The sequence below is a fragment of the Marinobacter sp. genome, assembly GCF_046484525.1.
Lineage (GTDB): Bacteria > Pseudomonadota > Gammaproteobacteria > Pseudomonadales > Oleiphilaceae > Marinobacter.
Window position 1 is genome coordinate 33528 of the sequence record NZ_JAWOIS010000001.1, and the last position, 24197, is coordinate 57724.

General features: G+C 58.6%; 21 protein-coding genes. 13 read left to right on the forward strand and 8 right to left on the reverse strand.

All coding sequences use genetic code 11. The features are described 5' to 3' along the window. Window positions 1-69 precede the first annotated feature (69 nt). Both R6W86_RS00170 and R6W86_RS00175 read left to right on the forward strand, forming a co-directional pair. A complete protein-coding gene (locus R6W86_RS00170; protein ID WP_410327371.1) occupies window positions 70-1359 on the forward strand; it encodes a diguanylate cyclase in 1290 nt (429 codons plus the stop codon). After that, window positions 1352-2020: a phosphoribosyltransferase gene (locus R6W86_RS00175; protein ID WP_410327372.1), complete on the forward strand. Its 669-nt coding sequence runs from the start codon at window positions 1352-1354 to the stop codon at window positions 2018-2020. The genes R6W86_RS00170 and R6W86_RS00175 overlap by 8 nt, the downstream gene beginning before the upstream one ends. On the opposite strand, the gene R6W86_RS00180 is transcribed toward R6W86_RS00175, so the two are convergent. The 6 genes from R6W86_RS00180 to R6W86_RS00205 all read right to left on the reverse strand — a co-directional run bounded on the left by R6W86_RS00180 (window position 2001) and on the right by R6W86_RS00205 (window position 11167). After that, window positions 2001-4874: an EAL domain-containing protein gene (locus R6W86_RS00180; protein WP_410327373.1), complete on the reverse strand. Its 2874-nt coding sequence runs from the start codon at window positions 4872-4874 to the stop codon at window positions 2001-2003. The genes R6W86_RS00175 and R6W86_RS00180 overlap by 20 nt on opposite strands. A gap of 114 nt (window positions 4875-4988) precedes the next feature. Continuing rightward, a complete protein-coding gene (locus tag R6W86_RS00185) occupies window positions 4989-6548 on the reverse strand; it encodes an FGGY-family carbohydrate kinase (protein ID WP_410327374.1) in 1560 nt (519 codons plus the stop codon). 1 nt (window position 6549) lies between these two features. Beyond that, entirely contained in the window at window positions 6550-8127 is a 1578-nt protein-coding gene (locus R6W86_RS00190; RefSeq protein WP_410327375.1) for a glycerol-3-phosphate dehydrogenase/oxidase, read from the reverse strand. Between the two features lie 3 nt (window positions 8128-8130). Beyond that, window positions 8131-9735: an FAD-binding oxidoreductase gene (locus R6W86_RS00195; protein WP_410327376.1), complete on the reverse strand. Its 1605-nt coding sequence runs from the start codon at window positions 9733-9735 to the stop codon at window positions 8131-8133. A 116-nt stretch (window positions 9736-9851) separates the two neighbouring features. Beyond that, window positions 9852-10511, reverse strand: a complete 660-nt coding sequence (locus R6W86_RS00200) for a transglutaminase-like cysteine peptidase (protein WP_410327377.1) — start codon at window positions 10509-10511, stop codon at window positions 9852-9854. Window positions 10512-10519: 8 nt separating this feature from the next. After that, window positions 10520-11167, reverse strand: a complete 648-nt coding sequence (locus R6W86_RS00205) for a type II secretion system protein N (protein WP_410327378.1) — start codon at window positions 11165-11167, stop codon at window positions 10520-10522. 206 nt (window positions 11168-11373) lie between these two features. Here R6W86_RS00205 and gspE point away from each other — a divergent pair, with 206 nt between their 5' ends. The 11 genes from gspE to gorA all read left to right on the forward strand — a co-directional run bounded on the left by gspE (window position 11374) and on the right by gorA (window position 21211). Next, entirely contained in the window at window positions 11374-12882 is a 1509-nt protein-coding gene (gene gspE / locus R6W86_RS00210) for a type II secretion system ATPase GspE (RefSeq protein ID WP_410327379.1), read from the forward strand. A gap of 3 nt (window positions 12883-12885) precedes the next feature. After that, window positions 12886-14097: a type II secretion system inner membrane protein GspF gene (gspF, locus tag R6W86_RS00215; RefSeq protein ID WP_410327380.1), complete on the forward strand. Its 1212-nt coding sequence runs from the start codon at window positions 12886-12888 to the stop codon at window positions 14095-14097. A 66-nt stretch (window positions 14098-14163) separates the two neighbouring features. After that, complete coding sequence (gspG, locus tag R6W86_RS00220) at window positions 14164-14616, forward strand: type II secretion system major pseudopilin GspG (protein ID WP_410327381.1); 453 nt, start codon at window positions 14164-14166, stop codon at window positions 14614-14616. A gap of 6 nt (window positions 14617-14622) precedes the next feature. Further along, window positions 14623-15150 carry a type II secretion system minor pseudopilin GspH gene (gspH, locus tag R6W86_RS00225; protein ID WP_410327382.1) on the forward strand — a complete coding sequence of 176 codons (528 nt, stop codon included), beginning with the start codon at window positions 14623-14625 and terminating at the stop codon, window positions 15148-15150. After that, complete coding sequence (gene gspI, locus R6W86_RS00230) at window positions 15150-15524, forward strand: type II secretion system minor pseudopilin GspI (protein ID WP_410327383.1); 375 nt, start codon at window positions 15150-15152, stop codon at window positions 15522-15524. The genes gspH and gspI overlap by 1 nt, the downstream gene beginning before the upstream one ends. Then, window positions 15524-16285, forward strand: coding sequence for a type II secretion system minor pseudopilin GspJ (gene gspJ, locus R6W86_RS00235; protein ID WP_410327384.1), 762 nt, complete (start codon window positions 15524-15526; stop codon window positions 16283-16285). The genes gspI and gspJ overlap by 1 nt, the downstream gene beginning before the upstream one ends. After that, complete coding sequence (gene gspK / locus R6W86_RS00240; protein ID WP_410327385.1) at window positions 16282-17295, forward strand: type II secretion system minor pseudopilin GspK; 1014 nt, start codon at window positions 16282-16284, stop codon at window positions 17293-17295. Before gspJ ends, gspK begins: the two co-directional genes overlap by 4 nt. Window positions 17296-17297: 2 nt before the next feature. Further along, window positions 17298-18602 (forward strand): type II secretion system protein GspL, encoded by a 1305-nt coding sequence (gspL, locus tag R6W86_RS00245; protein ID WP_410327386.1) that lies wholly within the window; start codon window positions 17298-17300, stop codon window positions 18600-18602. Between the two features lie 4 nt (window positions 18603-18606). Then, window positions 18607-19137: a type II secretion system protein GspM gene (gspM, locus tag R6W86_RS00250; RefSeq protein WP_410327387.1), complete on the forward strand. Its 531-nt coding sequence runs from the start codon at window positions 18607-18609 to the stop codon at window positions 19135-19137. Window positions 19138-19151: 14 nt separating this feature from the next. Further along, window positions 19152-19823 (forward strand): GNAT family N-acetyltransferase, encoded by a 672-nt coding sequence (locus tag R6W86_RS00255; protein WP_410327388.1) that lies wholly within the window; start codon window positions 19152-19154, stop codon window positions 19821-19823. A 26-nt stretch (window positions 19824-19849) separates the two neighbouring features. Continuing rightward, on the forward strand, window positions 19850-21211 hold the full coding sequence (gorA, locus tag R6W86_RS00260) for a glutathione-disulfide reductase (protein ID WP_410327389.1): 1362 nt from the start codon (window positions 19850-19852) through the stop codon (window positions 21209-21211). A 29-nt stretch (window positions 21212-21240) separates the two neighbouring features. Here the strand turns inward: gorA and R6W86_RS00265 are convergent, their stop codons facing one another. Together R6W86_RS00265 and R6W86_RS00270 are read right to left on the reverse strand one after the other, a co-directional pair. Then, the gene (locus R6W86_RS00265) at window positions 21241-23196 is read right to left on the reverse strand and encodes an ATP-binding protein (protein ID WP_410327390.1); all 1956 of its coding nucleotides are present in this window, start codon (window positions 23194-23196) and stop codon (window positions 21241-21243) included. Then, a complete protein-coding gene (locus R6W86_RS00270) occupies window positions 23193-24176 on the reverse strand; it encodes an ABC transporter substrate-binding protein (RefSeq protein WP_410327391.1) in 984 nt (327 codons plus the stop codon). Before R6W86_RS00270 ends, R6W86_RS00265 begins: the two co-directional genes overlap by 4 nt. Between the last annotated feature and the right edge of the window lie 21 nt (window positions 24177-24197).

Below are 24197 nucleotides of genomic sequence, written 5' to 3' on the forward strand. Positions count from 1 at the left end.
GGATCGCTTCCACTGGTTGACTTTGGGGTAATATCGACCCGGCCGGAAATGCCAAGCTCGAGGTGCAGGATGCAGCTATCTCCGGAAACCCGCCTGAAAGCCATACTGGATGGAACCGGTGCAGGTACCTGGGAGTGGAACCTGGACACCAACGAAGTCATTTTCAACGAGCGTTGGGCGGGCATGTTGGGTTATACCCTCGAGGAGCTGGTTCCCGTGACCTTTGGTACCTGGGAACGCCTGTGCCACCCGACGGATCTGGCCCAGGCCTGGAGAACCCTGCAGAAGTACCTGGATGGTAAGGGCCCGCACTTTGAGTGTGTCATCCGGATGCGGCACAAGGACGGCCATTGGCGATACATCCATAGTCGCGGGATGTTGCTCAGGGGCACACACAGTGAACAACCACGCTGGCTCATGGGGACCCATCTTGATGTGACCGAGGAAAAGGTCACCGAGCACCGGCTTTTGCAGCTGGCGGAATCCCTTCCTGGCATTATCTACACCTTCGTCATGGAACCGGACGGCCGTTACTACTTCACTTACATCAGCAGAAAGGTCGAGGATTTCTTCGGACTTACCCCGGAGGAAGCCTATGCAGACGCGGAGTTGCTTTTCCAGCATATTCACCACGATGATCTCCAGACGGTTCACAATTCCATTGCGGACTCATTCAGCAGTCTCGAACAATGGGAATGCGATTACCGGGTCATCAACAGCGGCATGACCGGCTGGCTTCGGGGCGTGGCGAAACCAGAGCGGGAGCCGGATGGCATGGTGGTCTGGCAGGGCATTGTGATCGACATTGACGATGAAAAGCGCCTGGAGCTGGAGCTCGAAAGACTGTCGGTTACCGATGAACTTACCGGGCTTTTCAATCGTCGCTACTTCATACGCAAACTGGAAGAGACCGCTGCCCAGCAGTACCGTTATGGCGGGGAGTTTTCCCTGGTTGCAGTGGATCTCGACCACTTCAAGGCAATCAATGACGCTTACGGTCATCCAGTCGGGGACGCCGTCCTGAAGCGGTTCGGTGAGCTGATCCAGCACAGGGTGCGAAAATCCGACGTGGTAGCCCGGACCGGTGGGGAGGAATTTCTCATACTCATGCCGCAAACGTCCCTGGAGAACGCGGCTCAGGTGGCGGAAGATCTCCGGCAAGCGATTGAAAAAGAGACCTTTGTCAGTGGTGAAAGCCAGGATCTTAGGGTCACCCTGAGTGCCGGTGTTGTCAGTTGTAGGGAAGAGGTTGCGACGGTTCGTGAATTGCTTTCAATTTGTGACCGATCCCTTTATCGGGCAAAACGACAGGGACGCAACCGTGTGATGGTTAATAAACAAGGTGTCAGGGATGGCTGAAATGTGCTTCGAGGACAGGAAGGAAGCCGGTCGAAGGTTGGCCGAGGTGCTGGCCGATATGGATATTGAGTCAAATGCCGTGGTTCTGGGGCTTCCCAGGGGAGGAGTCCCTGTGGGCTACGAAATTGCCTGTCAGCTGAACTTGCAGCTGGATTTCCTGAACATTCGCAAGCTCGGAGTGCCATGGCAACCGGAAGTGGCCATGGGTGCCGTGGGAGAAGATGGTATACCACACCTCAATTCTGAGCTGGTGCGTTCGCTGGCGATCACCTCGGATCAGATAAAACGGGTAAGGGATCTGGAACTCAGCGTTATCCGGGAACGTAAAAAGACTTATCGGGGCTATGCTCCGACAGCGGATCTTCAGGGCCGGCAGGTAATCCTCGTCGACGATGGCATTGCAACAGGAGCGACCATGGCGTTGGCGATTGAAATGGTCAGAACCGCTGGAGCCAGATCACTGATCGTGGCCATTCCCGCCGGGCCGAAAGGCACGACGGACAAATACGGGGAAATGGTGGATCACTGCATCTGCCTGCAGGAGCCGGCAGACTTCAATTATGTTGGGCAGTTCTACCGGAATTTTGATCCGGTGACCGACGAAGAAGTGTGCGCGCTGTTGCGGGCAAGCTTTGAGTCTCTTAATCGGGGAGCATCGTGACACCGCTGGCAAGCAGACGCTGAAATGTGATGGCAGGCATTGGCTTGCCGAGGTGGTAACCCTGCACTTCGTCACAGGCCAGTCTGTCAAGCTGCTCAAGCTGGGCTGCGTTCTCTACGCCTTCGGCAATCACTTTCAGGCCCAGACTGTGGGCCATGCGGATAATCGCAAGCACTACTGACGAGTTGTTCGGGTTACCCATGTCGCAGATGAAGGAGCGGTCGATCTTGAGCTTATCCACCGCGAAGCGGTTCAGGTAGGCAAGACTGGAATAACCGGTACCAAAGTCGTCGATGGCAAGGTGAATGTCGCGTTGTTTCAACCCTTGAATGGTGTTGATCACGCGCTTATGGTCGCCAATCAGGACGGATTCCGTCAGTTCCAGTTCCAGGTACCGGCCCTCGAAGCCGGTTTCGTCCAGTATCTCGCCGACCTTGTCACACAGGTCACCCCGCTGGAACTGGATCGCAGACAGGTTGACCGCCAGGGTGATCGGCGGCATGCCCTCATCCATCCAGGCCTTGCCCTGCCGGCAGGCTTCCCGCAGTACCCATTCCCCAATCTCCACGATCAGACCACTTTCTTCGGCAATCGGAATAAAGCGTGACGGGGATACCCATTGCAGTTCGGGGTTATTCCAGCGCAAAATCGCCTCTGCGCCGGTGATCTTGCGCGTAGAGAGGTCCATCTGGGGCTGGTAATAGACTTCCATTTCCTTTCTTTCCAGTGCTCCGCGCAGTTTTGCCAGCAGATTCTGCCGCTCGAACGCTTTCTCCTGCATGGTAGTGTCGAACCGGCGATAGGTGTTTCGTCCCTCCATCTTGGCGGCGTACATGGCGGTGTCCGCATTGCGGGAGAGCGTGGTGAAGTTATGGCCGTCATCGGGGAACAGTGCCACGCCCATGGAAACAGACGTCGCCAGATGGTGCCCGTCTACTTCGAAACTGTTGGCAAACAGCTGATGAAGCCTCTCCATCTCATGCACAAAGGCGTTTTCTTCCGGTCCGAACTCGGCCAGCACCATGAACTCGTCCCCGGACGCGCGGGCGAGAACATGGGTATCCGGGGTGAGAGTTCCCAGCCGGCGGGCAACTTCCTTCAACAGGCTGTCGCCGATGGTATGGCCCAGTGAATCATTGATGTCCTTGAAGTTGTCCAGGTCCAGGTAAACCAGAGCGTAGCGACTGCCTGCGGACCCGGCTTGTGCGAGACGGTCATTGACCAACTCCTCGAATCGGGCGCGGTTCGGGAGCAGTGTCAAGGGATCGAAGTGGGCCAGGAACTCGATACGGGCCAGGTTGGACTTGCGTTTGGTGATGTCCCGCACGAAGGAGAAAAAGCCCGAGGTGAATGTGCCGTCGAACACATGGGCACTGATTTCCACATCCCGGATACTGCCATCCTTCCGGCGCCAGCGATTTTCAAGGCGTCCGGAGCCCTCAACCATGACCTGGTCCAGTGAGCGCTCAATGGCTGCCGCATCCAGATCGACTTCCAGGTCTCGGATGTTCATTTCCAGCAACTCGGTCTGGGTGTACCCCGTGATCTCCTCCGTTGCACGGTTGACCTGGATGAAGTTTGCCTCGTAGTCCATCACCAGCAGGCCATCCATGGCAGCCTGGACCATAAGCTCGTAACTGGCCTGGGTCCTGCGATGTTCGGTAACGTCGGTGGCGATGGTCCCACTTCCGGATAGCTGGCCGTTTTCATCGAGGATCGGGAAGTGCACCGCCTCAAACATCCTCGGCTCGTTCTCGAACTCCACGATATCGGCCACCGTAATCGGCTTGGCAAGTTCCCTTGCTCTTTGGTCCTGGCGGTTGATCACTTTAGCCGCAATGGGCGGAAAGATGTCAAGAATGCTTTTGCCCAGTATCTGTTCATCTTCAAGTCCGACCAGCGTCCGGAAGGCCGGATTGGTCAGCGTCAGTCGGCCCTCCGCATCCGCCAGGTAAATGAGCGCCGGCGAATGTTTGATGAAGGTTCTGGTCAGGGATTCGCTGCGGGCAAGCTGGGCCGTCCGTTCGGTGACCAGTTCTGAAAGGTGCTTTTCATGGCGTTTCAGGTCGCGGAAGAGAAACTGGTAGGGCCTGATCAGGCCAGTCACCAGTACGCCCCGATAGATCAGGTAGGCCGACACCAGCAGCAGGTAATGGCCCAGTTCGTTAGCAAAGCCATAAACACTCACATAGCGGGTGAATGTCAGCGTCGCCAGGATGTTGAATACCAGAGAGGTTTGGATCAGGTAGAGCACCGGCTTGGCAAACCGTCGTTTCTGCCGGTAGAGGAGTAACATGCTGACCGCAAAGATACCGGCAATAAGGTACTCGGAGGTGACCTTGAACGGCGTCAGGCCAGTACCTTCCAGGTAGCTGTCCGGAAACGCCCCAGAGAAGACTGCGAGTGCCAGAATTACGGTGGCCGAGCCAAAGACCGCGAACGGTAGCATCAGGCTGATACGCCACCTGACAGCCATGACTCCGATCAGGAGGGCAAAGGCTTCGAGGTAGCGGAACGCGACCCATAACTGTGTCGGCAGGTTGCCGCCGTCCTCGGGAAAAATTCCGATGCCCTTGTAAGCGATGGTATGGAGTAGCTCAAGGGATGCGATGAAAGCCGCGGCAGTGCCGATGACCCCGAGAAAGCTGTTGGTGGCCCAGTGTCGTGTGTGCCACGCGAGCGCAAAGAGTCCTGCCAGTACTACGATACGGATCATTTCCACCAGGGTGTGGAATAGCAGGTAGTCGTTGCGGGCAATCAGGTGCAGAGAAACCAGTATAATAACCAGTCCGACGATTTGCGGCAGCGCAATCGGCAGTTCGGATCGGGAGGCTTGGCTCTGGTACCGTGACATGGCCCTTCTGCAAACAGACATTCAGTGATTCAAGTCTATACCACTGTGAGTTTTTCGGCTCGGGACTGATGGAAATTACTGATCCGCGGCGACGATGATCGGCTCGCTGGAGTATCAGCGCGGATACCCCGTGATGTCACGGATTTTCCGGTAAATTGGCTGCAATCGCGGGTACATGTCCAGGTATACCTCGGAATAGAGTCGGTTATACAGCGCATGGGTTTCGGGGTCGGGCTGGAAGCATTCGCCAACACGGGTCATGGCAGAGACGGCGGCTTCAAAGTCCGGGTGCAGGCCCAGCCCCACGGCAGCATCGATGGCGGCTCCCAGACCCGAGGTCTCGTAGGTGTGGGGTCGCTCCGCGGGCAGCCCGAAAATATCCGCGGTGAGTTGCATGGCGGCATCGCTCTGGGAACCGCCACCGGCAACGCGGAGTCTTCGGATGGGTACGCCGCTGCGTTTCTCAATCTGTTCTTTGCCCTCGCGCAGGGCGTAGGCCAGGCCTTCCAGGATCGCCCGGTAGATGTGAGCCCGGGTGTGGACGTCACCAAAACCGATGATGGCCCCCTTGGCTTCCGGACCCGGTTGGCGCACACCCGGGGACCAGTAGGGTTGCAGCATGAGCCCCATGGAGCCGGGCGGCACGTCCCGGACCAGCTCATCGAAGAGGACCTCCGGTTCAATGCCTTGCTGCCCGGCAATTTTTCGCTCCCTCAAACCGAACTCCCGCTTGAACCAGCTGACCATCCAGAATCCACGGTAAATCATGACCTCCGTGGAATAATGTCCGGGCAGGGCGGCCGGATAGGGTGGCATCAGCCGTACAGGCTCCACGTATCGCGGGCTGGTGGTGTTGATCGTTGCCGTTGTGCCGTAACTCATACAGCCAACATGCGGGGCCAGACCGCCGGATCCCAGAACTTCGCAGGCCTTGTCCGAGGCTGCTGCAATGACGGGAAGCCCCTCCGGGATGCCCAGGTGTCTTGCGGCGTCCGAGAGCAGCTCGCCGAGCTTGTCGCCGGGTGACACCAATTCCGGTAACTGGTCCGGGATGATAGGCATGGTTTGCCACTTGAAATCATGTTTGCCTGCCCACCGGTGTTTCTTGTAATCAAACGGCAGATAACCCACCTGGCTGCCAGTCGAATCCCTGTACCGGCCGGTCAACCGGAAATTGAGATAGCCGGAAAGCATGAGAAACTTGTGGGTTTTCGCCCAGATCTCAGGCTGGTTCTGGGCGATCCAGTTGGCCTGGGTTTTCTCGCGAAACCGGTTAATGGTGTCTTCCAGACGGGTAAGCTTGAACAGCCAGCCCCAGGGGCCCTTGACCGGCGCGCCAACCCGGGCGTGGCGCTGGTCAAGCCAGATGATGGCGGGGCGTAAAGCATGGCCGTCCCGGTCTACGTTAATGACGGTTCCCCGCTGGGTTGTGACGGTTACGCCGGCCACTTGTTCCGGGCTGGCATCGGTGCTTTGCCAGAGCTTGTCGCAGGCCAACCCGAGGCTCTCCCAGAAGTAATCCGGATGCTGCTCGGCCCAGCCGGGTTTTTCCGAGAAATAGGGCTCGATTTCCTGCTTGCCCTTGCCAACCAGGTTGCCGCGGGTGTCGAACAGCAGGGCCCGAACGCTCTGGGTGCCGTTATCAATAGCCAGGATCAGAGGTGTGTCACTCATGTCAGGCGTCACCCTTCGGCAGGCTGTAGGCTTGCTGATACAGCTTCCGGTAACGCTTTTCTTCCTGCTGCCATTGTTGGTCGGACCAGCCGAGCAGCGGCTGACAGTAGCGCTTTATTTCAGGCAGAATTTCCGCCGCCCCGCCCGGCAACACCAGGCCCAGGCGGGTCCGGCGCAGCAGCAGGTCATCGAGGTGGACAACCTGCTCATGCTGGCAGGACCAGGCGAGCTCTGCCCACAGCACTTCGGTATGGGCGACCGGGCCCGGATCAGTGGCTTCAACAAGGGCTTTGGCGTTGGCCCCATGCCAGCCCTGCAGGCGCTTCCAGGTCAGAAACGATATCCCGGCCGGTCGGTTTATTGGCGAAGTCCGGGTAAACACCGGGCTAGCGTCGGGGCGTAGAACGTTCTTGCGCTGCTTGCCGAGGCCGAGTTCAAGCGCCTCCCGGGCAATGTGCCGGAAAGTCGTGAGCTTGCCGCCGGCAATGCTGACCAGTCCATTATCCTCGCGCAGCACATGCTCCCGGCTTTCCTTTGAAGCGGTCTTGCCGGACCGATCGGTCACCACGGGGCGTACCCCGGCCCAGGTAGACACGATATCGGTTCGGTCCAGGCCGGACGAAGGGAAAAGCCTCACGGCTATAGCCATCAGGTAGTCCACTTCGTCCGGGCTAATGCCGGGCTCGATATTGATATCCCCCGGGTGATCAAGATCGGTGGTGCCGAGCACCGTCGTTCCGGCCCAGGGAAAGGCAAACACCGGCCTCCGGTCGTCCGGATGCAGCAGTGAGACGACACAAGACACCGGCAACCGGCGCCAGGGCACCACCAGGTGGCTCCCCCTTAAGGGTCGTAGGTGCAGAGGTTCCGAGGTGCTCGCCTGTTGTTGAAGCTTCGAGGCCCAGGCGCCCGTGGCGTTGATGACCAGCGGTGTTCTTACCTGCACCGAATGTCCGTCTTCGGCATCCACCAGCTCAATGCCACTGATCCGGCCTTCATGCCGGCGCAGTGTTCTGGCCTCCGTGTAGTTCAGACAGACGGCGCCGTCCCGCCGGGCTTCGTCCAGGACCCGGAGCACCAGTCGGGCATCATCGGTCACGCCATCCATGAACAGGCTGGCGCCGTTCAGGCCTTTTTGTGTGAGCCCTGGTACCCATTGCAGGGCTTCCTGATGATTCAGGTAGCGGCGGGTTCTGACGCCGGCAATGCGATCGTAGATGCCAAGCAATAGCTGAAACAGCTTCGGGCCGGGAAAGGTTTTGCGGAAATGGGGCATCACAAAGGGGAGTGGATCCACCAGCCCCGGCGCCTCTTGAATCAGGCGCTGTCGCTCGGTTAGCGATTCCCGGGTTAATCGCAGGTTACCGTTGCCAAGGTAGCGGAGGCCACCGTGAACCATCTTGGAAGAACGGCTGGAGGTACCCCAGGCGAAGTCCTTCTGTTCCACCAGCAAGGTCCGGAGACCGCTGCCCGCGGCTTCCCGGGCCACGCCGGCGCCGGTGATTCCGCCACCGACCACAACCACATCGAATTCGGGATTGGCCGTGGCCAGGTCTGAAAGGCTTCCCTTTCTGGCCATGGTTTACTCCACAAGTGTTCTGGGGTTGAGCAAGGCATCGGGGTCAAACTGGTGGCACAGGGCCCGGATGGCCTCCATGCCCAACCCGCCCTTTTCGACCGGAAGATAGGGCGCATGATCCTTGCCAACGCCATGTTGGTGGCTGATAGTGCCGCCGTTGTTGACGATCAGCTCGGAGGTTGAGTGCTTCAGTTTCTGCCAGCGCTGCAGGGTTTGCTCATAGTTGTCACCGACGCGAAACACGTAAGTGGTGTAGATACTGCAGCCCTGGCCGTAGAAATGGGAGAGATGGGTGAACACGTGGGTCCGTTCCTGCTCGCCTGAAAGGCCTTCACGAAGATTGGATTCGATCAGGTTCATTAGGTTGTCCACATTCGACCAGTCAGTGGCGGTTTCCAGGGTGTCCACCGCATAGCCGATTTGCCAGAGGGCTTCGCGCAGGTAGGGCATGGTGAACCGTTTTTCTGCCCACTTTTCACCCATGCGGCTGCCGGCATAGACGCCGGAGTAATTCTTGCAGATGGCCCTGACCTGGGTCAGGGCTGCCTTGCATTGGCGTTGAGTGCCGGTAACACCGAAGGTCATCATGCATTTGCCCTGGCCGGCTCCCCGGAAGGCCAGGAAACGCTCGAGAAGACCAATCAGGGCCGGGTGCCCGGCCAATGCGAGCTGGGTTTCCGTCTCCACCGGGTTACTCAGGCGCAACATGGAAAGCTGAGTTCGCTGCTGGACCAGCTTCCGGCAGGCGGTGCGGGCACTGTCCCAGTCGGGAAAGAAGGCCACATGGAAGCTTTCATGTTCCGCCAGTTCGCTGACCCGGACTTTCACCTCGGTAATGATGCCCATGCGGCCTTCCGAGCCCAGGATCATTTCCCGGATGTCCGGGCCGGCGCTGGAGGCCGGGATCGTGGGTATTTCCAGGGTACCCTTGAGCGTTTCGATCCGGCCACCGGCAAACATCTGCTCGATCCGGCCGTAGCGCAGGGACTGCTGGCCGCTGGAACGGGAAGCCACCCACCCGCCGATGGTGGAGAGTTCGAAGGACTGCGGAAAGTGGCCGAGGGTATAGCCGTGGGCACGAAGCTGGGATTCCACCAGGGGGCCGGGAGTGCCGGCACCAAACGTCGCGATCTGGCTTTCCCGGTCCAGATCGGACAGGTGATTCATATTGGCGAGACTCACGGTCAGTACCGGTTTGTCGGTGTCCGCCGGATTGATGTGGCCGGCGACACTGGTTCCTCCGCCATAGGGGATCAGCTGAACCCGGTGCTGTCGGACATAGCCGAGTAGTGCCTGGACATCATCGTTGGTGCGGGGCAGGGCAACGCCGTCCGGGAGTAGGCCAATGTCGCCGCTACGCATGGCCAACCAGTCGGGCAGGCTCTGGCCGCGCGCATGGCGGACGCGGGTTTCCGGTGTGAGGTCGACCAGATGCTGGATATCCCGCCCGGGCGAAAGCCGCGATTCGGGCACGCCGGTACAAACCGTCGCCAAGGTCGCGTCACTGAGAGGCTGTCCTTGCCCGATACGTTGACCGAGAAAGGCCTGACCTTCCCTGGGCAGTTCGAGTGAAAACTGGTCATCGCCCCAGCCGTTCCAGCGTCTCATGGCAATACTCCGTCTGAATCCTTGGTTGGCTTGGCATTCTAGCGCTTCAGATCTGCCCGTCATTGTCGGGTGACGACATTCGGGTGTCATTTGCCGCCACTCCATTGTCGGGTCCGTCAGGGCCGGAGGGACTGGTCCAGACGCTTGTTGAGTTCCTTCCAGCGAGAGAGCTTTTCGGATTCCCCCGCCCTCGTCTGGCTGCCGCCGGATTTGTTGAGCCAGAGCCCTTCGCCGTTGAAGCTGTAAACCGGTTCCAGGTCAGTGCGTTCCGATGCAGGCTTAATGTCGTTTATTAGGTTATCGAGAATCAGCGGGTCGGCATCCGGCTCAGGGTACCAGGCCAGAACCATGTGAGCCTGGTTGAGTTCGAGGGCTTTTACATAAACTATGCGAAGCTGGCTGTCAGGTACGCCCATGGACTTGAGGGTGAGGTATTTCGCAATGGAAAAATCCTCGCAATCACCGGCGTTGGTGGTCAGCAGTTCAATCGGGGTCGCCCAGTAATCCTCTTCGCCCCAGTGCCGGATATCGCTGACAAAATTGACCCGGTTGAAGAACGAATTGACCAACCAGAGCTGACGGTCGGTTGGCGCATTGGTAGCCAGGTCATGCAAACGCTGCCAGTCCGCGAGGCGTTGGTGGGCCTCCTGGCCAAACTCCTGAAGCACGTAATTCATCAGGCGATTGCCCAGCTCCAGGGCGCTGACCAACGAGACAGCAAGCAGCAGGGGGACCCAACCGGTGCGGCGGCACAGTGCTGGCGCTGCTGTGGTCATGGCTGGACCTAGTTGTTGTTCCGGAGGCGTTCCCGGAGCTGTTCGAGACGCCGTCGGATTTCCTCACGCCGTTGCTGGTCGGCGCTCGGGGTGGTGGGCGAGGTGGTGGTCCGCGTGGAACCGGAGGCGGCGGTATCGGGTTGCCGGGCCTGGTCGTCAGCGGTGAATGACATGCCGGAGCGATCGGCCTCTTCAGGGAAGTACAGATTCTCTAGCTTGCCTGAGCGTTCGATAATTACCCTGTTCGGAAAAACCGACCGCAATGTGGCGTTCCCCGGCAGCTCGTCCCCCACCAGGTAGACCTCGGTCTTGCTCTTGTCATCCTCGATCAGTGCACTGCCGGGAAAGTCGCCGCTGGCCGCAAGTACACCACGCAGGAAAAGCCTGAGATTGGTCTCGGGCAGGTTTTCGGTATCCAGTTCGGCAGGCGCACTATCGGCATTCGGGGAACCAAACAGGGTGAGGGTTGCCAAATCAACTGCGGGAACATCCCGGGTACTCGGCAGGGACTGTTGAGCGGCCTGGCCAGAGGCAGAGAGGGTTGGCTGGCTTTTTGTCTGCCAGAACCGGTAACCCTGCCAGGAGGTTACGGCCAGCATGGCTGCTCCGGCAACCATCGCGAGAACCATTGGGAGCCGTGGGTGAATTGACAGCATCGATCATCCTGAGTGCTTGGTGGGCCATTAAAAGGACCACAGGTTATCAGACTGCAACGTTTTAGTGGCAGTATAGTGTATAGAGTTATTCAGCGGGTCCATATCCTGTGGTAGCCTTTCTGAATTAGTTGAATCAAAAAGGGTTTCCGGGCCGATATGGCCTCGGTTGCCGACAAGAAGATTGCCTGACGAAAACGAGGACGACCTTGACCACCGAGACCGAAGTTCAGCCGCAGGATGCTCCGCTGGGACGTCTTCCGTTTACCTTCGCCAAGCGCAACGGGGTGATCCTGACGCGTTCCGAAGACGGCGAGCCGATCATCCTGGTACGCCCCGGTGCGTCCCATTCGGCGGTTGCGGAGGCCAATCGTCTCAGTGGTGGCCGGGCGAGGTTCTCCGCCATCGATCCCGGCCGCTTCGACCAGGCACTGAACGCGGCCTACCAGAGCGATTCCGCCGAAGCCATGCAGATGGTCGAGGGCATCGGTGATGACATGGACCTGGCGTCCCTGGCGGATTCGGTGCCGGAGACCGAAGACCTACTGGAGCAGGAAGACGATGCGCCGATTATCCGCCTGATCAACGCCATTCTCACCGAGGCGGTCAAGACCAACGCCTCGGACGTCCATATCGAGACCTACGAAAAGCAGCTGGTGGTGCGCTTCCGGATAGATGGGGTGTTGAGAGAAGTGGTGCAGCCCAAGCGGGCGCTGGCGCCGCTGCTGGTGTCCCGGATCAAGGTCATGGCCAAGCTCGACATCGCCGAGAAGCGGATTCCCCAGGACGGCCGGATTGCCCTGCGGGTGGCCGGTCGGGAAGTGGACATCCGGGTCTCCACGATGCCGTCCTCCAGTGGTGAGCGGGTGGTACTGCGCTTGCTGGACAAACAAGCCGGCTCGATCCGCCTGGAATCGCTCGGTATGGTCGGGCGGGACCTCAAGGTCCTGCGCAAACTGATCTATCGTCCCTACGGCATCCTTCTGGTAACCGGCCCCACGGGTTCCGGTAAGTCCACCACGCTATATGCTTCGCTGCAGGAGATCAACGACCGCAGCCGTAACATTCTTACGGTCGAGGATCCCATCGAGTACAACCTGCCGGGAATCGGCCAGACCCAGGTGAATACCAAGGTGGACATGACGTTCGCCCGCGGGTTGAGGGCGATCCTTCGCCAGGACCCGGATGTAGTCATGATCGGTGAGATCCGGGACCTGGAAACCGCCGAGATCGCGGTGCAGGCCAGTCTGACCGGCCACCTGGTGCTTTCGACCCTGCACACCAACACGGCGGTCGGTGCGATTACCCGTCTGATGGACATGGGAATCGAACCCTTCCTGATTTCGTCGAGCCTGGTGGGCATTGTTGCCCAGCGCCTGGTCCGGGTGCTTTGCCGGGAATGCCGGGAACCGTACACTCCGAGCGAGGAGCATTGCGAGTTCCTGCAGCAGGACCCGGCCAGTCCGCCGACGATTTATCGCGCCAAAGGCTGCGATCATTGCAACCAACTGGGATACCGGGGACGTATCGGTATCTATGAGGTAGTGGAGGTCAATGAGGAAATCAGCTCGCTCATCCACAAGCGCGCCGGTGAGCTTGAGCTGGAAAAAGAAGCACGCAGGGGCGGTCCGAGCATTCATGCCGATGGGGTTCAGAAAATTCTGGATGGCGTCACCACGGTGGAAGAGGTTCTCCGTGTAACCCACCGGAGCCAGTAACCCATGCCTGCATACGAATACAAGGCTCTGGATGCCCGAGGCAAACAGAAACACGGCGTGCTTGAGGCCGATGCCCCGAGGGCTGTGCGCCAGCAACTCCGGGAAAAGGGGTTGACGCCACTGGCGGTTGAGCCGGCGGTGGAAAAACAGCGCAGGTCCAGTCCTCTCAGTGGCCGGGGGTCACTGACTGCCTCGGACCTCGCGTTGGTTACCCGTCAGCTGGCCACCCTGATCCAGTCGGGGATACCGGTGGAGCAGGCGCTCAGTGCTGCTGCCCAGCAATCCGGAAGGCCACGGATTCGGAGTATGCTCATCGCGATCCGGGCCAAGGTCATGGAGGGCTATAGCCTCGCAGACAGTCTGGGCGAGTTCCCGAAAGCGTTTCCCCGCCTGTATCGTTCCACGGTTGCCGCCGGCGAGCATGCCGGGCACCTGGATCTGGTGCTGAACCGCCTGGCCGATTACACGGAGAACCGGCAGGAAGCCCGCCAGAAGATCCAGCTGGCGGCGATTTACCCGATCATTCTCAGCTTCGTGGCCATTGCCATCGTCGTCTTCCTGCTGACCTACGTGGTTCCGGATATCATCGAGGTGTTCCTGAAACAGGGCCAGGAGCTGCCTGCACTGACCATGGCCATGCTGGCCATGTCGGAATTTCTCGGCACGTATGGTGTCTACCTTTTGATCATCCTGATTGTGGCGCTGATCGGCTTCCGTGTGGCATTGCGCAAACCCGGTTTCCGGAAGCGGTTCCACAAGCGGTTACTCCATCTGCCATTTGTTTCCGGTATGGTACGGGGGGTGAATACCGCCCGTTACGCCAGTACTCTGAGTATCCTGACCACCAGTGGGGTACCGCTGGTGGAGGCTATGCGAATCGCCGGTGAAGTGTTATCCAACGATTACCTTCGGGAACGGCTACGGGATGCCGCCCGCAAAGTGAGCGAAGGCGGGGCGTTACACCGGTCACTGGAGCAGACCGGCTATTTCCCGCCGATGATGCTGCACATGATTGCCAGCGGCGAGGCCAGCGGTGAACTTGATAGCATGCTGGAACGAACTGCCCGGATGCAGGAAAACACCCTGCAGTCCAGGATTGCAGCCATTGTCGGCCTGTTTGAGCCCATGATGCTGCTGGTCATGGGTGTGGTGGTGCTGATCATCGTGCTGGCGATCATGCTGCCGATCCTGAATATGAGCAACCTGGTTGGCTGACATCCGGGCCAGTGGTCCGGCAGTTCTTTTCCGGGAAAGGAATCCATAGCAACGACGAGTGAGAAAATGACGAGCAAAACTATGCACAAACGTTTCACACAGCGCGGTTTTACCCTGATTGAAATCATGGTGGTCATGGTGATCCTCGGCCTGCTGGTGGCGATCGTGGCCCCTAACATCATGGGTCGGAGTGACCAGGCCAAAGTGACCATCGCCGAGACCCAGCTCAAGAACATTCAGAGCGCCCTGGATCTGTACCGTCTGGACAACAGCCATTACCCGTCCACCCAGCAGGGCCTGGAAGCGCTGGTTTCGAGGCCCAGCGGCAGTCCGGAACCCAAGAACTGGAACCCGGACGGCTATCTCAAAAGTGTTCCGGAAGACCCCTGGGGCAACCAGTTTCAGTATGTAAGCCCCGGTACCGAGGGCCCTTACGATCTGTACTCTTATGGCGCTGACGGCCAGGAGGGCGGCGATGACGACGCTGCTGATATCAGCGTCTGGAAGACTAAAGGCTGATCGGCTGTGCAGCACAGGACAACGCAACGCGGCTTTACGCTGATAGAGATCCTCGTTGTCCTGATCGTGGTGGGTCTGCTTGCCTCCCTGGCGGTATTCACCTTGGGCGGTGGTTCCCAGCAGAGGGAGCTGGAGAATGAGGTCAGGGAGCTTTACCTCCTGATGCAGACCGCCTCGGAGCAGGCTGTACTCAACAATCTCGAGATGGGGGTCCGGTTGGAGGAGGGCGGTTACCAGTTCGTGGCTTTTCAGGACCAGACTGCGGAATGGAAGGCTTCCGGAGAACAGATCTTTCAGGCACGGGCGTTCCCGGAATGGCTGGTTGCCACCGAGTATATTGAAAACGACGCCCCCAGACTTGCTTCGGAATCCGACCGGGAACTGCCCGACATCGTGTTCTTTTCCAGCGGTGAAACCACCCCCTTCCAGATCGAGTTTACCGTGGGCTCGGACACCGACTACATGCATGTTCTGGAGTCTGACGGAATTACCGGTATCCACTGGCGCAAACCCGGGGCAGAGGGTGACGCATGATGCACCGGTCACGAGGCTTTACCCTGATTGAGGTCCTGATCGCACTCCTGGTGTTCGGATTGATTGCGACCGCGGCCGCCGAAGTGGGCAGCCAGTATATCTCAAGTTTCGAGCGGATCAGGGATAAGACACTGGCCGGTTGGATCGCCGATAACCGCATCAACACCATCCGCCTCGAGGAAGAGCTTCCCGGCATCTCCGAGAACTCCACCGATACTGACTATGGTCCTTTCCGGTGGCGGGTAACAACCGCCGTGAAGGCGACGGATGAACCCGGCATGCGCCGGATAGAGGTATCTGTGGCCAAATACACCGATGAACGAAACGATCCGGTACCGCTTCATACCCTCTCTGCGTTCGTGGGGGAGAAGTGATGCGCCAGTCCGGCTTCACCCTCATGGAAGTGCTGATTGCCGTAACCATCACCGCGGTGATCGGCCTCGGTGTCTGGCAGGTCATCAACGGCGTGGTCCATTCCAGGGACCGGGTCAATGAGCTGGCCGGGGAGTTCGATCACATCCAGCGCGCCATGCTGCTTCTGGAGCGGGATATCACCCAGGTGGTTAATCGTTCCGCCCGGGACGTCTACGGAGACTTTCAGCCGGCGCTGACCAGCCGAGAAGAAGGCTACGCACTGTTACTGACCCGTCAGGGCTGGCGCAATCCGCTAGGACTTCGGCGCAGCGGTTTGCAGAGGGCTGGCTGGGAATACACCGGTACTGAGCTTTTTCGCCGTTACTGGCCCACGGTGGATCAGGGCCAGGAAGACAACAGTGAGAATGTCCTGCTTCTTGAGGACATTACCGCCTTTGACGTGCGCTTTATGAACAGCGAGCGCGCCTGGCAGGAGGACTGGCCATCGGATGATGACCTCGCTGGCCTGACTCCGGGAGAACGCCCGGAATTTCCGTTGCCTCTGGGCATTGAGGTCACCATAGAGCACGAGCGGTTTGGCGAACTGGTCCGTACTTTTGCCTTGCCAGACTTTGATCCGGCCGCAGCCCAGGGCCTGGTCAACCAGGCTAATGAGGCGGCAACCCAGACAGGCGAAGAAAACCGCGAGCAACAACCCGAACAGCCAGGCCAGCAGCCCGGTCAGGAATCCACTGCACCGCAGGGTGGAGCTGCAAGATGATGTTGTTTCGGAATTGCCAATTCGAAAGCAGACAGCGCGGTGTCGCCCTGGTGATGGTGCTGCTGGCAATGGCTCTGGTGGTGATGCTTGCCTCCGGAATGACCCAGCAACTCAACATCCGGGTATTCCAGGCAGGGCATTACCTGGCCCAGCAACAGGGACACAGTATCGCCTTGGGTGCCGAGGACTTCGCCCGCCGCATTCTGGTCCGGGATTTCGAGGAAGACAAAGAGGATGCCTCGATGGTTGATAGTCTGGATGAACTCTGGGCGGCAAACGCGGCCATCCTTCCTTTGGATGACGGCATCGGTGTCGTTGAGATGCAAATTGATGATCTTGGTGGCCGGTTCAACCTGAACGACCTGGTAACGCCGGCCGGGCAGGTGGACACTCTGGCGAAGGATCGGTTCACCCGACTGCTCATGGTTCTGGGCATCACCGGCATTAGCGTGGATGTCCTGATCGACTGGATTGACAGTAATGACCAGACCATCAGTGCCTATGGCGCCGAGGATGGCCAATACCTGATGGCCGATCCCGGTTATCGGGCCGGTAACCAGCCGATTGTCGACGTCACGGAGTTACGGCTGATCGAGGGCATGACCGAGGAAATCTACCAGGTGTTACGGCCCCATGTCGCTGCTCTGCCGGTCAGTGGCTCGGGGATCAACGTCAACACTGCGACCGGCCCGGTGCTGCAATCCCTCCATGAGGAGTTATCCGAGACAGCAATTGCTGCTGTACTGGAAAAACGGGAAGAGGAATCTTTCAGCAATCTTCAGGATTTCCTCGCCTTGCCGGAATTTGCCGGCCTGGGGCTCAAGGCCACGGGGCTGACGCTGCAAACCCGTTTTTTTGAAGTTGTTTCACGGATTACCTACGATAATCGTGTCGTAAACATGGTCAGCACCATTTACCGTAACGGGGAAGGTGAGGTCCGGACGGTTCACAGGGATACCGGACAGAAAAACCGAATTACCAAAGAGCCCTTTACCATTTCAGAAGGATAGCCATGTCTTATCGTCTTTTTGTCCGGCCGGTCCCGCCGTTTGCGGATGTCGATGAGAATCCGGATGCCCAGCTGTTCAACTGGGTACTTCAGGATGCCAGCGGAGATGCCCAGGCCAGGGGTACCGGGGATAATCGTGACACCATTGAGCAGACCCTTGCCCAGAACGCCCTGGAAAATGTGTTGCTGGTGGGCCTGATACCGGGCGAGGACGCGCTTTTCTGCATCGCCGATATCCCGGCCAAGCAGAGCCGCTTCATCCTTCAGGCGTTGCCCTATGCGGTGGAGGAGCAGGTCGCCCAGGATATCGACTCTGTTCACCTGGCCCTGGGCAAGCATTCGGAAGAGGGCTACCGGGTCGCTGCCATCGATCGGGAGCGCATGGGCAACTGGATCTCCCTGTTCTCCGGGTGGGAGAATGCCCGCCTTGATGCCATCTATCCGGATGCATCACTTTTGCCATCGACTGACGATGGCTGGACCATCTGCCTGATGGGCGAGGTGGCCATGCTGGTCAGCGACCGTGGCGAGTGGTTGAGCATGCAGGCTGCAAATCTTGGCATGTTCGCCCATACTCTGGCTGTACCCCCGACCGAGGAGGTGATGGCGGAGGTTCCGGTTACCCTTTATGGCACACCCGACGAGCTGGAATATCACCAGGCAGTGATCGCGGATCTGAAGGCACCGGGCAGGCTAAAGGTCCGGCAGGAAGAGCTCGATCTGATGCCACTGGAACTCCTTGCCCACGCCCATCACCAGCACCGCTGCCAGCCCCTCAATCTCTGTCAGGGCGCTTTTTCAGTCAAGGCCGGCAAAGAGAGTCCCTTCAATCCCTGGAAGCCGCTGATTGCCGTGGCTTCAATCTGGTTTGTCATTCAGGTGGCGCTTGAAGTCGGAATGGGCTTTTATTACCAGGGACAGGCGAAGGAACTTGAAGCCCAGGCCATGGTGATTTATCGCGATGCGTTTCCGGATGACCGCCGCACCCATGCGGGAAATGTCCGTCGGGTTCTTGAAGGCCAGTTACGGGTAGCCGGTTCCCGGGGCCCGGAACTCGACTTCATCGCGCTGATGAAATACACCGGTCAGCAATTTTCCCAGTTACCATCTTCCGGGTCGGTGACCTTCAACTCGGTCAATTACAGTAAGGACCGGGGCGAACTGGTGGTGGATATCCGTGCCGACAGTTACGATCGCCTGAGCGCCCTTCGCAACGGTTTGTCAGGGCAAGGGCTTGAAGCCCAGATCGGTTCGGTCGTCAATGAATCCGACGGCGCCCGTGGCCGGCTGACAGTATCGGGAGGGTAACGGAATGCTGGAACGTTTGAAGGAACAGCCCGCCGTCGGCAAGCTTATTGCGCAATACGATCAGTTGCCCAGGCGCGATCAGCAGGCATTAAGTGTGCTGGCAATCGCCGTGCTGCTGGGAATTCTCTATTTTGCCGTGTGGCAGCCGGTCACGGGATTCCATGACCGGGCAGTCAGCGACCGCGATAGCGCGGCCGAACTGTTTAGCTGGATGCAGGCGAATGAACCGGTAATCAAGGGGTTGGCGGGGACCTCTTCATCCAGCACCTCCGCCACGGTAGACACACCGGCCGACGGTCGCGCTCTGATGGCGCTGGTGACCAGTTCCGCACGGGAGGCGGGGCTGGCACTGCAGCGCTTTGAACCCAGTGGTGACGAGGCAATCCGTGTCTGGATGGACAGCGTACCCTACGCCGATGTTGCATCCTGGCTTGAAAGGCTAACTACAGAACATGGTGTGGTCATCGATCAGGCTGCCATGGACCGGGGCAACGACCCGGGAAAGGTTTCAGTTCGTTTGACACTGACCATCTGAGAAAGGGGAAGGCGATGACTGACGGCAAAGACAACAATAACAATCCTGAGCCGGTAATTGTACGTCTGGACGATACTGCCCGGAACGAAGCACAATCCATTCTTTACCATGCTTATCGGAGCGAGCCGACGTTCCAGTACCTGTTCGATCACCGGCGGCCGGGCTACGATCGGCGTGTCCGCGCCACGGTACGGGAATTGATAGACCTGTACTTTGAGTATAATCAGGACGTTATCGGCGTAATGGTAGATAATACTCTGGTGGCGGTGGCTTTTGTGGGCGAGCCCGAATTACGGATGAACCTGGCCGAACAGTTCAGCTGGCGCATCCGTATGGTGTTGACCACCGGTTTTGCATCGACCCGTCGCTACCTCGATTATCACGAAAAAATACGAAACATGCTGCCCCGACCCCAGGCGCACCAGCTGCCATTGATGGGGGTGGATCCGAAATACCAGAACCGTGGTTATGGCCGGCTGCTGCTGAAGACGGTTGAACGGCTTTGTAGTGAAAATCCCCGGGGCAGTGGCTTGGTGCTGGATACCGGCAACAGCCGCTATCTGCCATTCTACGAATCCGAAGGGTTCAGGAGCCTGGGGAAGATTCGGCTGGGTGATTACGAGGACCACGTGCTGTTTCGGGAACTGAAACCGGAGAGCAAAGCTGCCGCCTCTGGACCCATTTGAAGTCATTTTCATCGACAGGAGAAACTGTGTCTGACAGTCTGGATTATGATCTGATCGTTATTGGCGCCGGTTCCGGGGGTGTCCGCCTGGCCCGGATGTCTGCCCAACGAGGGGCTCGGGTAGCTGTAGTGGAGTCCCGTTATCTTGGTGGAACCTGTGTAAACGTCGGCTGTGTCCCGAAGAAACTGTTTGTCTACGGCGCACACGTTCACGATGAACTGGAAGACGCGGCAGGTTACGGCTGGAACGTTCCCCTGGGTGATGTCAGTTTCGACTGGTCCACACTCGTGGCCAACAAGAACGCTGAAATCGAACGACTCAACGGCATTTACGGGCGCCTTCTCGAAAACGCCGGGGTAACGGTTATCCAGGGCTCCGCAATCCTCCTTGATGGCAATACCGTCCAGGTTGGCGATACATCCTACACCGCCAAACACATCACTGTTGCCACGGGCAGCTGGCCGGTAGTTCCCGATGTGCCCGGCAAAGAGCACATCCTCACTTCGAACGAAATGTTCTACCTGCCGCAGCTCCCGAAACATGCCGTGGTCTGGGGTGGTGGCTACATAGCCGTGGAGTTCGCGGGGATTCTGGCTGGGCTGGGTGTGGAGACCACCTTACTTTACCGGGGGGACCTGTTCCTGCGTGGGTTTGATGACGACATTCGTCATTTCACCGAGCAGGAAATGCATAAGAAGAGTGTCAACCTGCGCTTTGGTGCCACCATCGAGGCGGTCGAATCCAACGATACGCACTATCAGGTCAAGCTCAGCACAGGCGAAACCCTGGACACCGGCCTGGTCATGGCGGCAACCGGGCGCCGGGCGCTCGTTGATGGTCTTGGGTTGACTGACTTAGGTGTGGAGCTGGGTGCCTCCGGACATATTGTGGTGGATGACAATTTCCAGACTGCCGTGCCCTCGATTACGGCGCTTGGCGACGTGATCGGTACGCCTCAGCTGACTCCGGTGGCCTTGGCGCAGGCTATGGTGCTGTCCCGGCGGCTCTTCGGAGACGGGCAGGGCGAGATGGATTACACTGCCATTCCGACTGCGGTTTTCTGCCAGCCGAACATTGGCACCGTCGGACTGACCGAGTTCGAGGCCAGGGATAAAGGTTACAAGCTGAGAATCTATCGCTCCGAATTCCGACCGATGAAATATATTCTGAGCGGCCGTGAAGAGCGCTGCCTCATGAAGCTGGTTGTTGACGACGATTCCGACAAGGTGCTCGGCGCCCACATGGTGGGGCCGGATGCCGGAGAGATCATCCAGGGCCTGGCGGTTGCCATCAAAGCGGGGGCAACGAAGGCGGAGTTTGATTCCACGCTGGGGGTCCACCCGACCTCCGCAGAGGAATTTGTCACCATGAGGGAGCCTGTCGCCTGACAGTCTGAGCCAGCCAGATGGCTGGCTCTTCACTCCTCGGGGAGAGCGGTCCAGCGGCCAAGTACTTCCTGAAGCTTTTCTTTCCGGACCGGTTTCGGCAGGAAATCATTCATTCCGCTGCCCAGGCAGATGGATTCGGTCTCTGGCAATACGTCGGCCGTTAGCGCGATGATCGGGATTCCCTGCTGACCGTTACTGCGTTCCCATTCCCGGATACGCCGGGTCGCCTCGTATCCATCCATGACCGGCATCTGGCAGTCCATCAGGATCAGATCATAGCCGTTGTGATTGCGCTGAACGACGCTCACTGCTTCCTCCCCGTTTGCGGCAGTATCCGTGCGGAAGCCAAGTCGGGTCAGCATCGCCGAAGCCACTCGCTGGTTTACCAGATTGTCTTCCACGACCAGGGCACGGGGTAACCCATCCTTCGGACTTCTGGCAGGAGGCGCCTGTCTGGAGGGAGCAGCTCTGACGGTTGGCCCCAGATCGAACGGCAACTCAAATCGGAAGCTGGAGCCGTTGTCAAGGTCGGTTTCCACCTGTATGTGCCCTCCCATGAGTTCCACCAGTCGCTGGACCAGTGACAGGCCGAGCCCGGTGCCGCCATAACTGCGGGAGTTGCCGGAGTCCAGCTGCTCAAAAGAATTGAAGATATCGTGCACCCGATCGGCAGGTATGCCGGCACCGGAGTCGCTCACTGCACAGTTGAGAAGGATCGTGTTCTCTTCCAGGGGAAAGCAGCCGGCCCGAACCTTGATAGCGCCCTCGGCGGTATACTTGATCGCGTTGTCCAGCAGGCCCGCCATGATTTGCCGCATTCTGCCGGCATCGCCAATAACCAATGGCGTCTCAGGCCATTCTCCATAAAACTCAATGGCGAGTGACAGACCGTGTTGCTCCGCCTGAAGGCGATAGGAGGCGGCGCAGTTATTGATCACACTGCGAAGGTCAAATTCGCGATTATCGAGTCGAATCTCACCGCTATCCATTTGACCATAGTCGAGGATATCGCTGATCACTGTCAGCAGATCCTCGGTGGATTGTCGGGCCGTTCGCAGGTAATCCCGCTGTCGGCAGGACAGTGGTTCTTCTTCAATCAGGTCGACCATTCCCAGAACCCCATTGAGCGGGGTACGTAGCTCATGGCTCATGGTCGCCAGAAACTCGGATTTTGCGCGATTCGCGGCCTCTGCTTTATTCCGGGCTGATTCAGACGCTGACAGCAGTTCGTCATGATTTGCCTTGAGCGTTGCAAGGTGTTCAGCAAGTTGATTAAGTTTTAATTCTATTATATTGATATCATGAGAACTTCCCGAGGAATCTGAAACCGCCTTAGCATAATCCCGATCGATCAGCCGGTCGATTCGCTCCGACAATCCATGGATGGGTGAGAGGATATTTCCCAGGAAGTGCCTGACCACCAGGACGGTAAACAGCAGTAGGGAAGAGCCTACAGCGATGGAAGTCCACAGAATCTCCTGTTGCCTTGTCTGCAAAGCGAGCGTGCTGACTCCAACCTCAATGGTGCCAACCCTCAGTGCGCCCGAGTCAAAGCCGAACTCGGGTGCGAACCACTGGTTTGCTTCATTGGCTCCGATGGTCAGTGGCAACTGAAGGATCTCTGCCTCAAAAGTCAGGTAATCCCCGGCATCTCCGGTCAGGGGCTTCTCGGATGCCCGGACCATGCCAAGTTCGTCACCCATGACGTCTGTCACGCGGACCCACGCCGCGTTGCTGTACCTGAGTGACTGTGAAAGGATTTGTTCCAGAGCGGTGGTGTTCCCGGAGACAACCGGGTACTCCAGCGCAGGTGCCAGGCTGTCAGCCAGCATCTGCCCCCCTGTCATCAAGTCCTTGCGCGCATCCTCTAACCGGGCCGACGTAAAAAACACCATCAGTACGATAAACATAACCACAGCGGGCAGGGCACCCAACAGTAGCAGCTTTCTAGACAGTGAAATGTTGGAGGTGCCATCTCTGCTCATTGCCTGACCTCCTGATTCTCTGCCCGTGCCCGGTCAAGCTCCTGTTCCAGGGCTTCCTTGCCGGGCAGCGGAATGTTCAGGGATCGTGCCACCTGGCTGTTTATCTCCACGCGGTACTGATCGGGGTAGTCAGGAGCCGGCAATTCTCCGTTGGCAAAAAAGTGCTTCAGCTGCCGGGAAGCGGTGCCGGCCATTATGGAAAACGGAGCGTAACCGGATGCCAGGGAGCCCGCCTTGACGTAGGCCTGACTCGGGCCGATCACGATCCGGTTGCGCCGATAGGTGGTCAACAGAATGTGTTTGATGGTGCTGGGGTTGTAGATACGATCATCGGGACCCGCCAGCAGGAAATCTCCGTAGTTCAGCGCCCTGACCAGGGTCGGAATCAGGTCCTGCCGGGAATCAACAATGAATACCCGGGGCTGTAGCCCCATGGCAGGCAACTTGTCGACAACCGGCTCGTAAAGCCCGACCGTTTCTGTGCTGGCAAGGATGGCCACTTTGGTTGCCTGGGGCAGGACCGCCTTACCAATCCGGGCCTGCAGATGCAGGGGAACATCGTAATAAACCGCTGATATCTGGCCCGGGTTGCGCGTCACGTAATCCTCAATGAAATCCCGTTCCACCAGCATGGCCAGTATTGGCACACGGCGGTTGGCCTGGCGTACCCTGAGAAAGGAGGAGGGACCAATAGTCACGATCGGGGCGTCATCCGGAGTGGTAGTCTGGCCCTTCGCCAGCGGATGCAGTGCGACATCTTTGCCCAGCGAATCTTCCAGCAGCCGGGTCATGTGCTGGTCGAGGGCGGGATTGCCAGATCCTGCCAGGTAGACAATACGGGGGTCTGATTCCTGGCACCAAGCCAGAGTGGAAAATAGAAGAAGTAAAACGCCATACAGAGTGCTGCGGCTCCGGGCCTTGCTACCGTAATTTTTATCCTGTTGCAGCTGAACGATCCTTTCCATACCTTCCCGGGTCACAGGCTATCCTTGGCTAAGAAG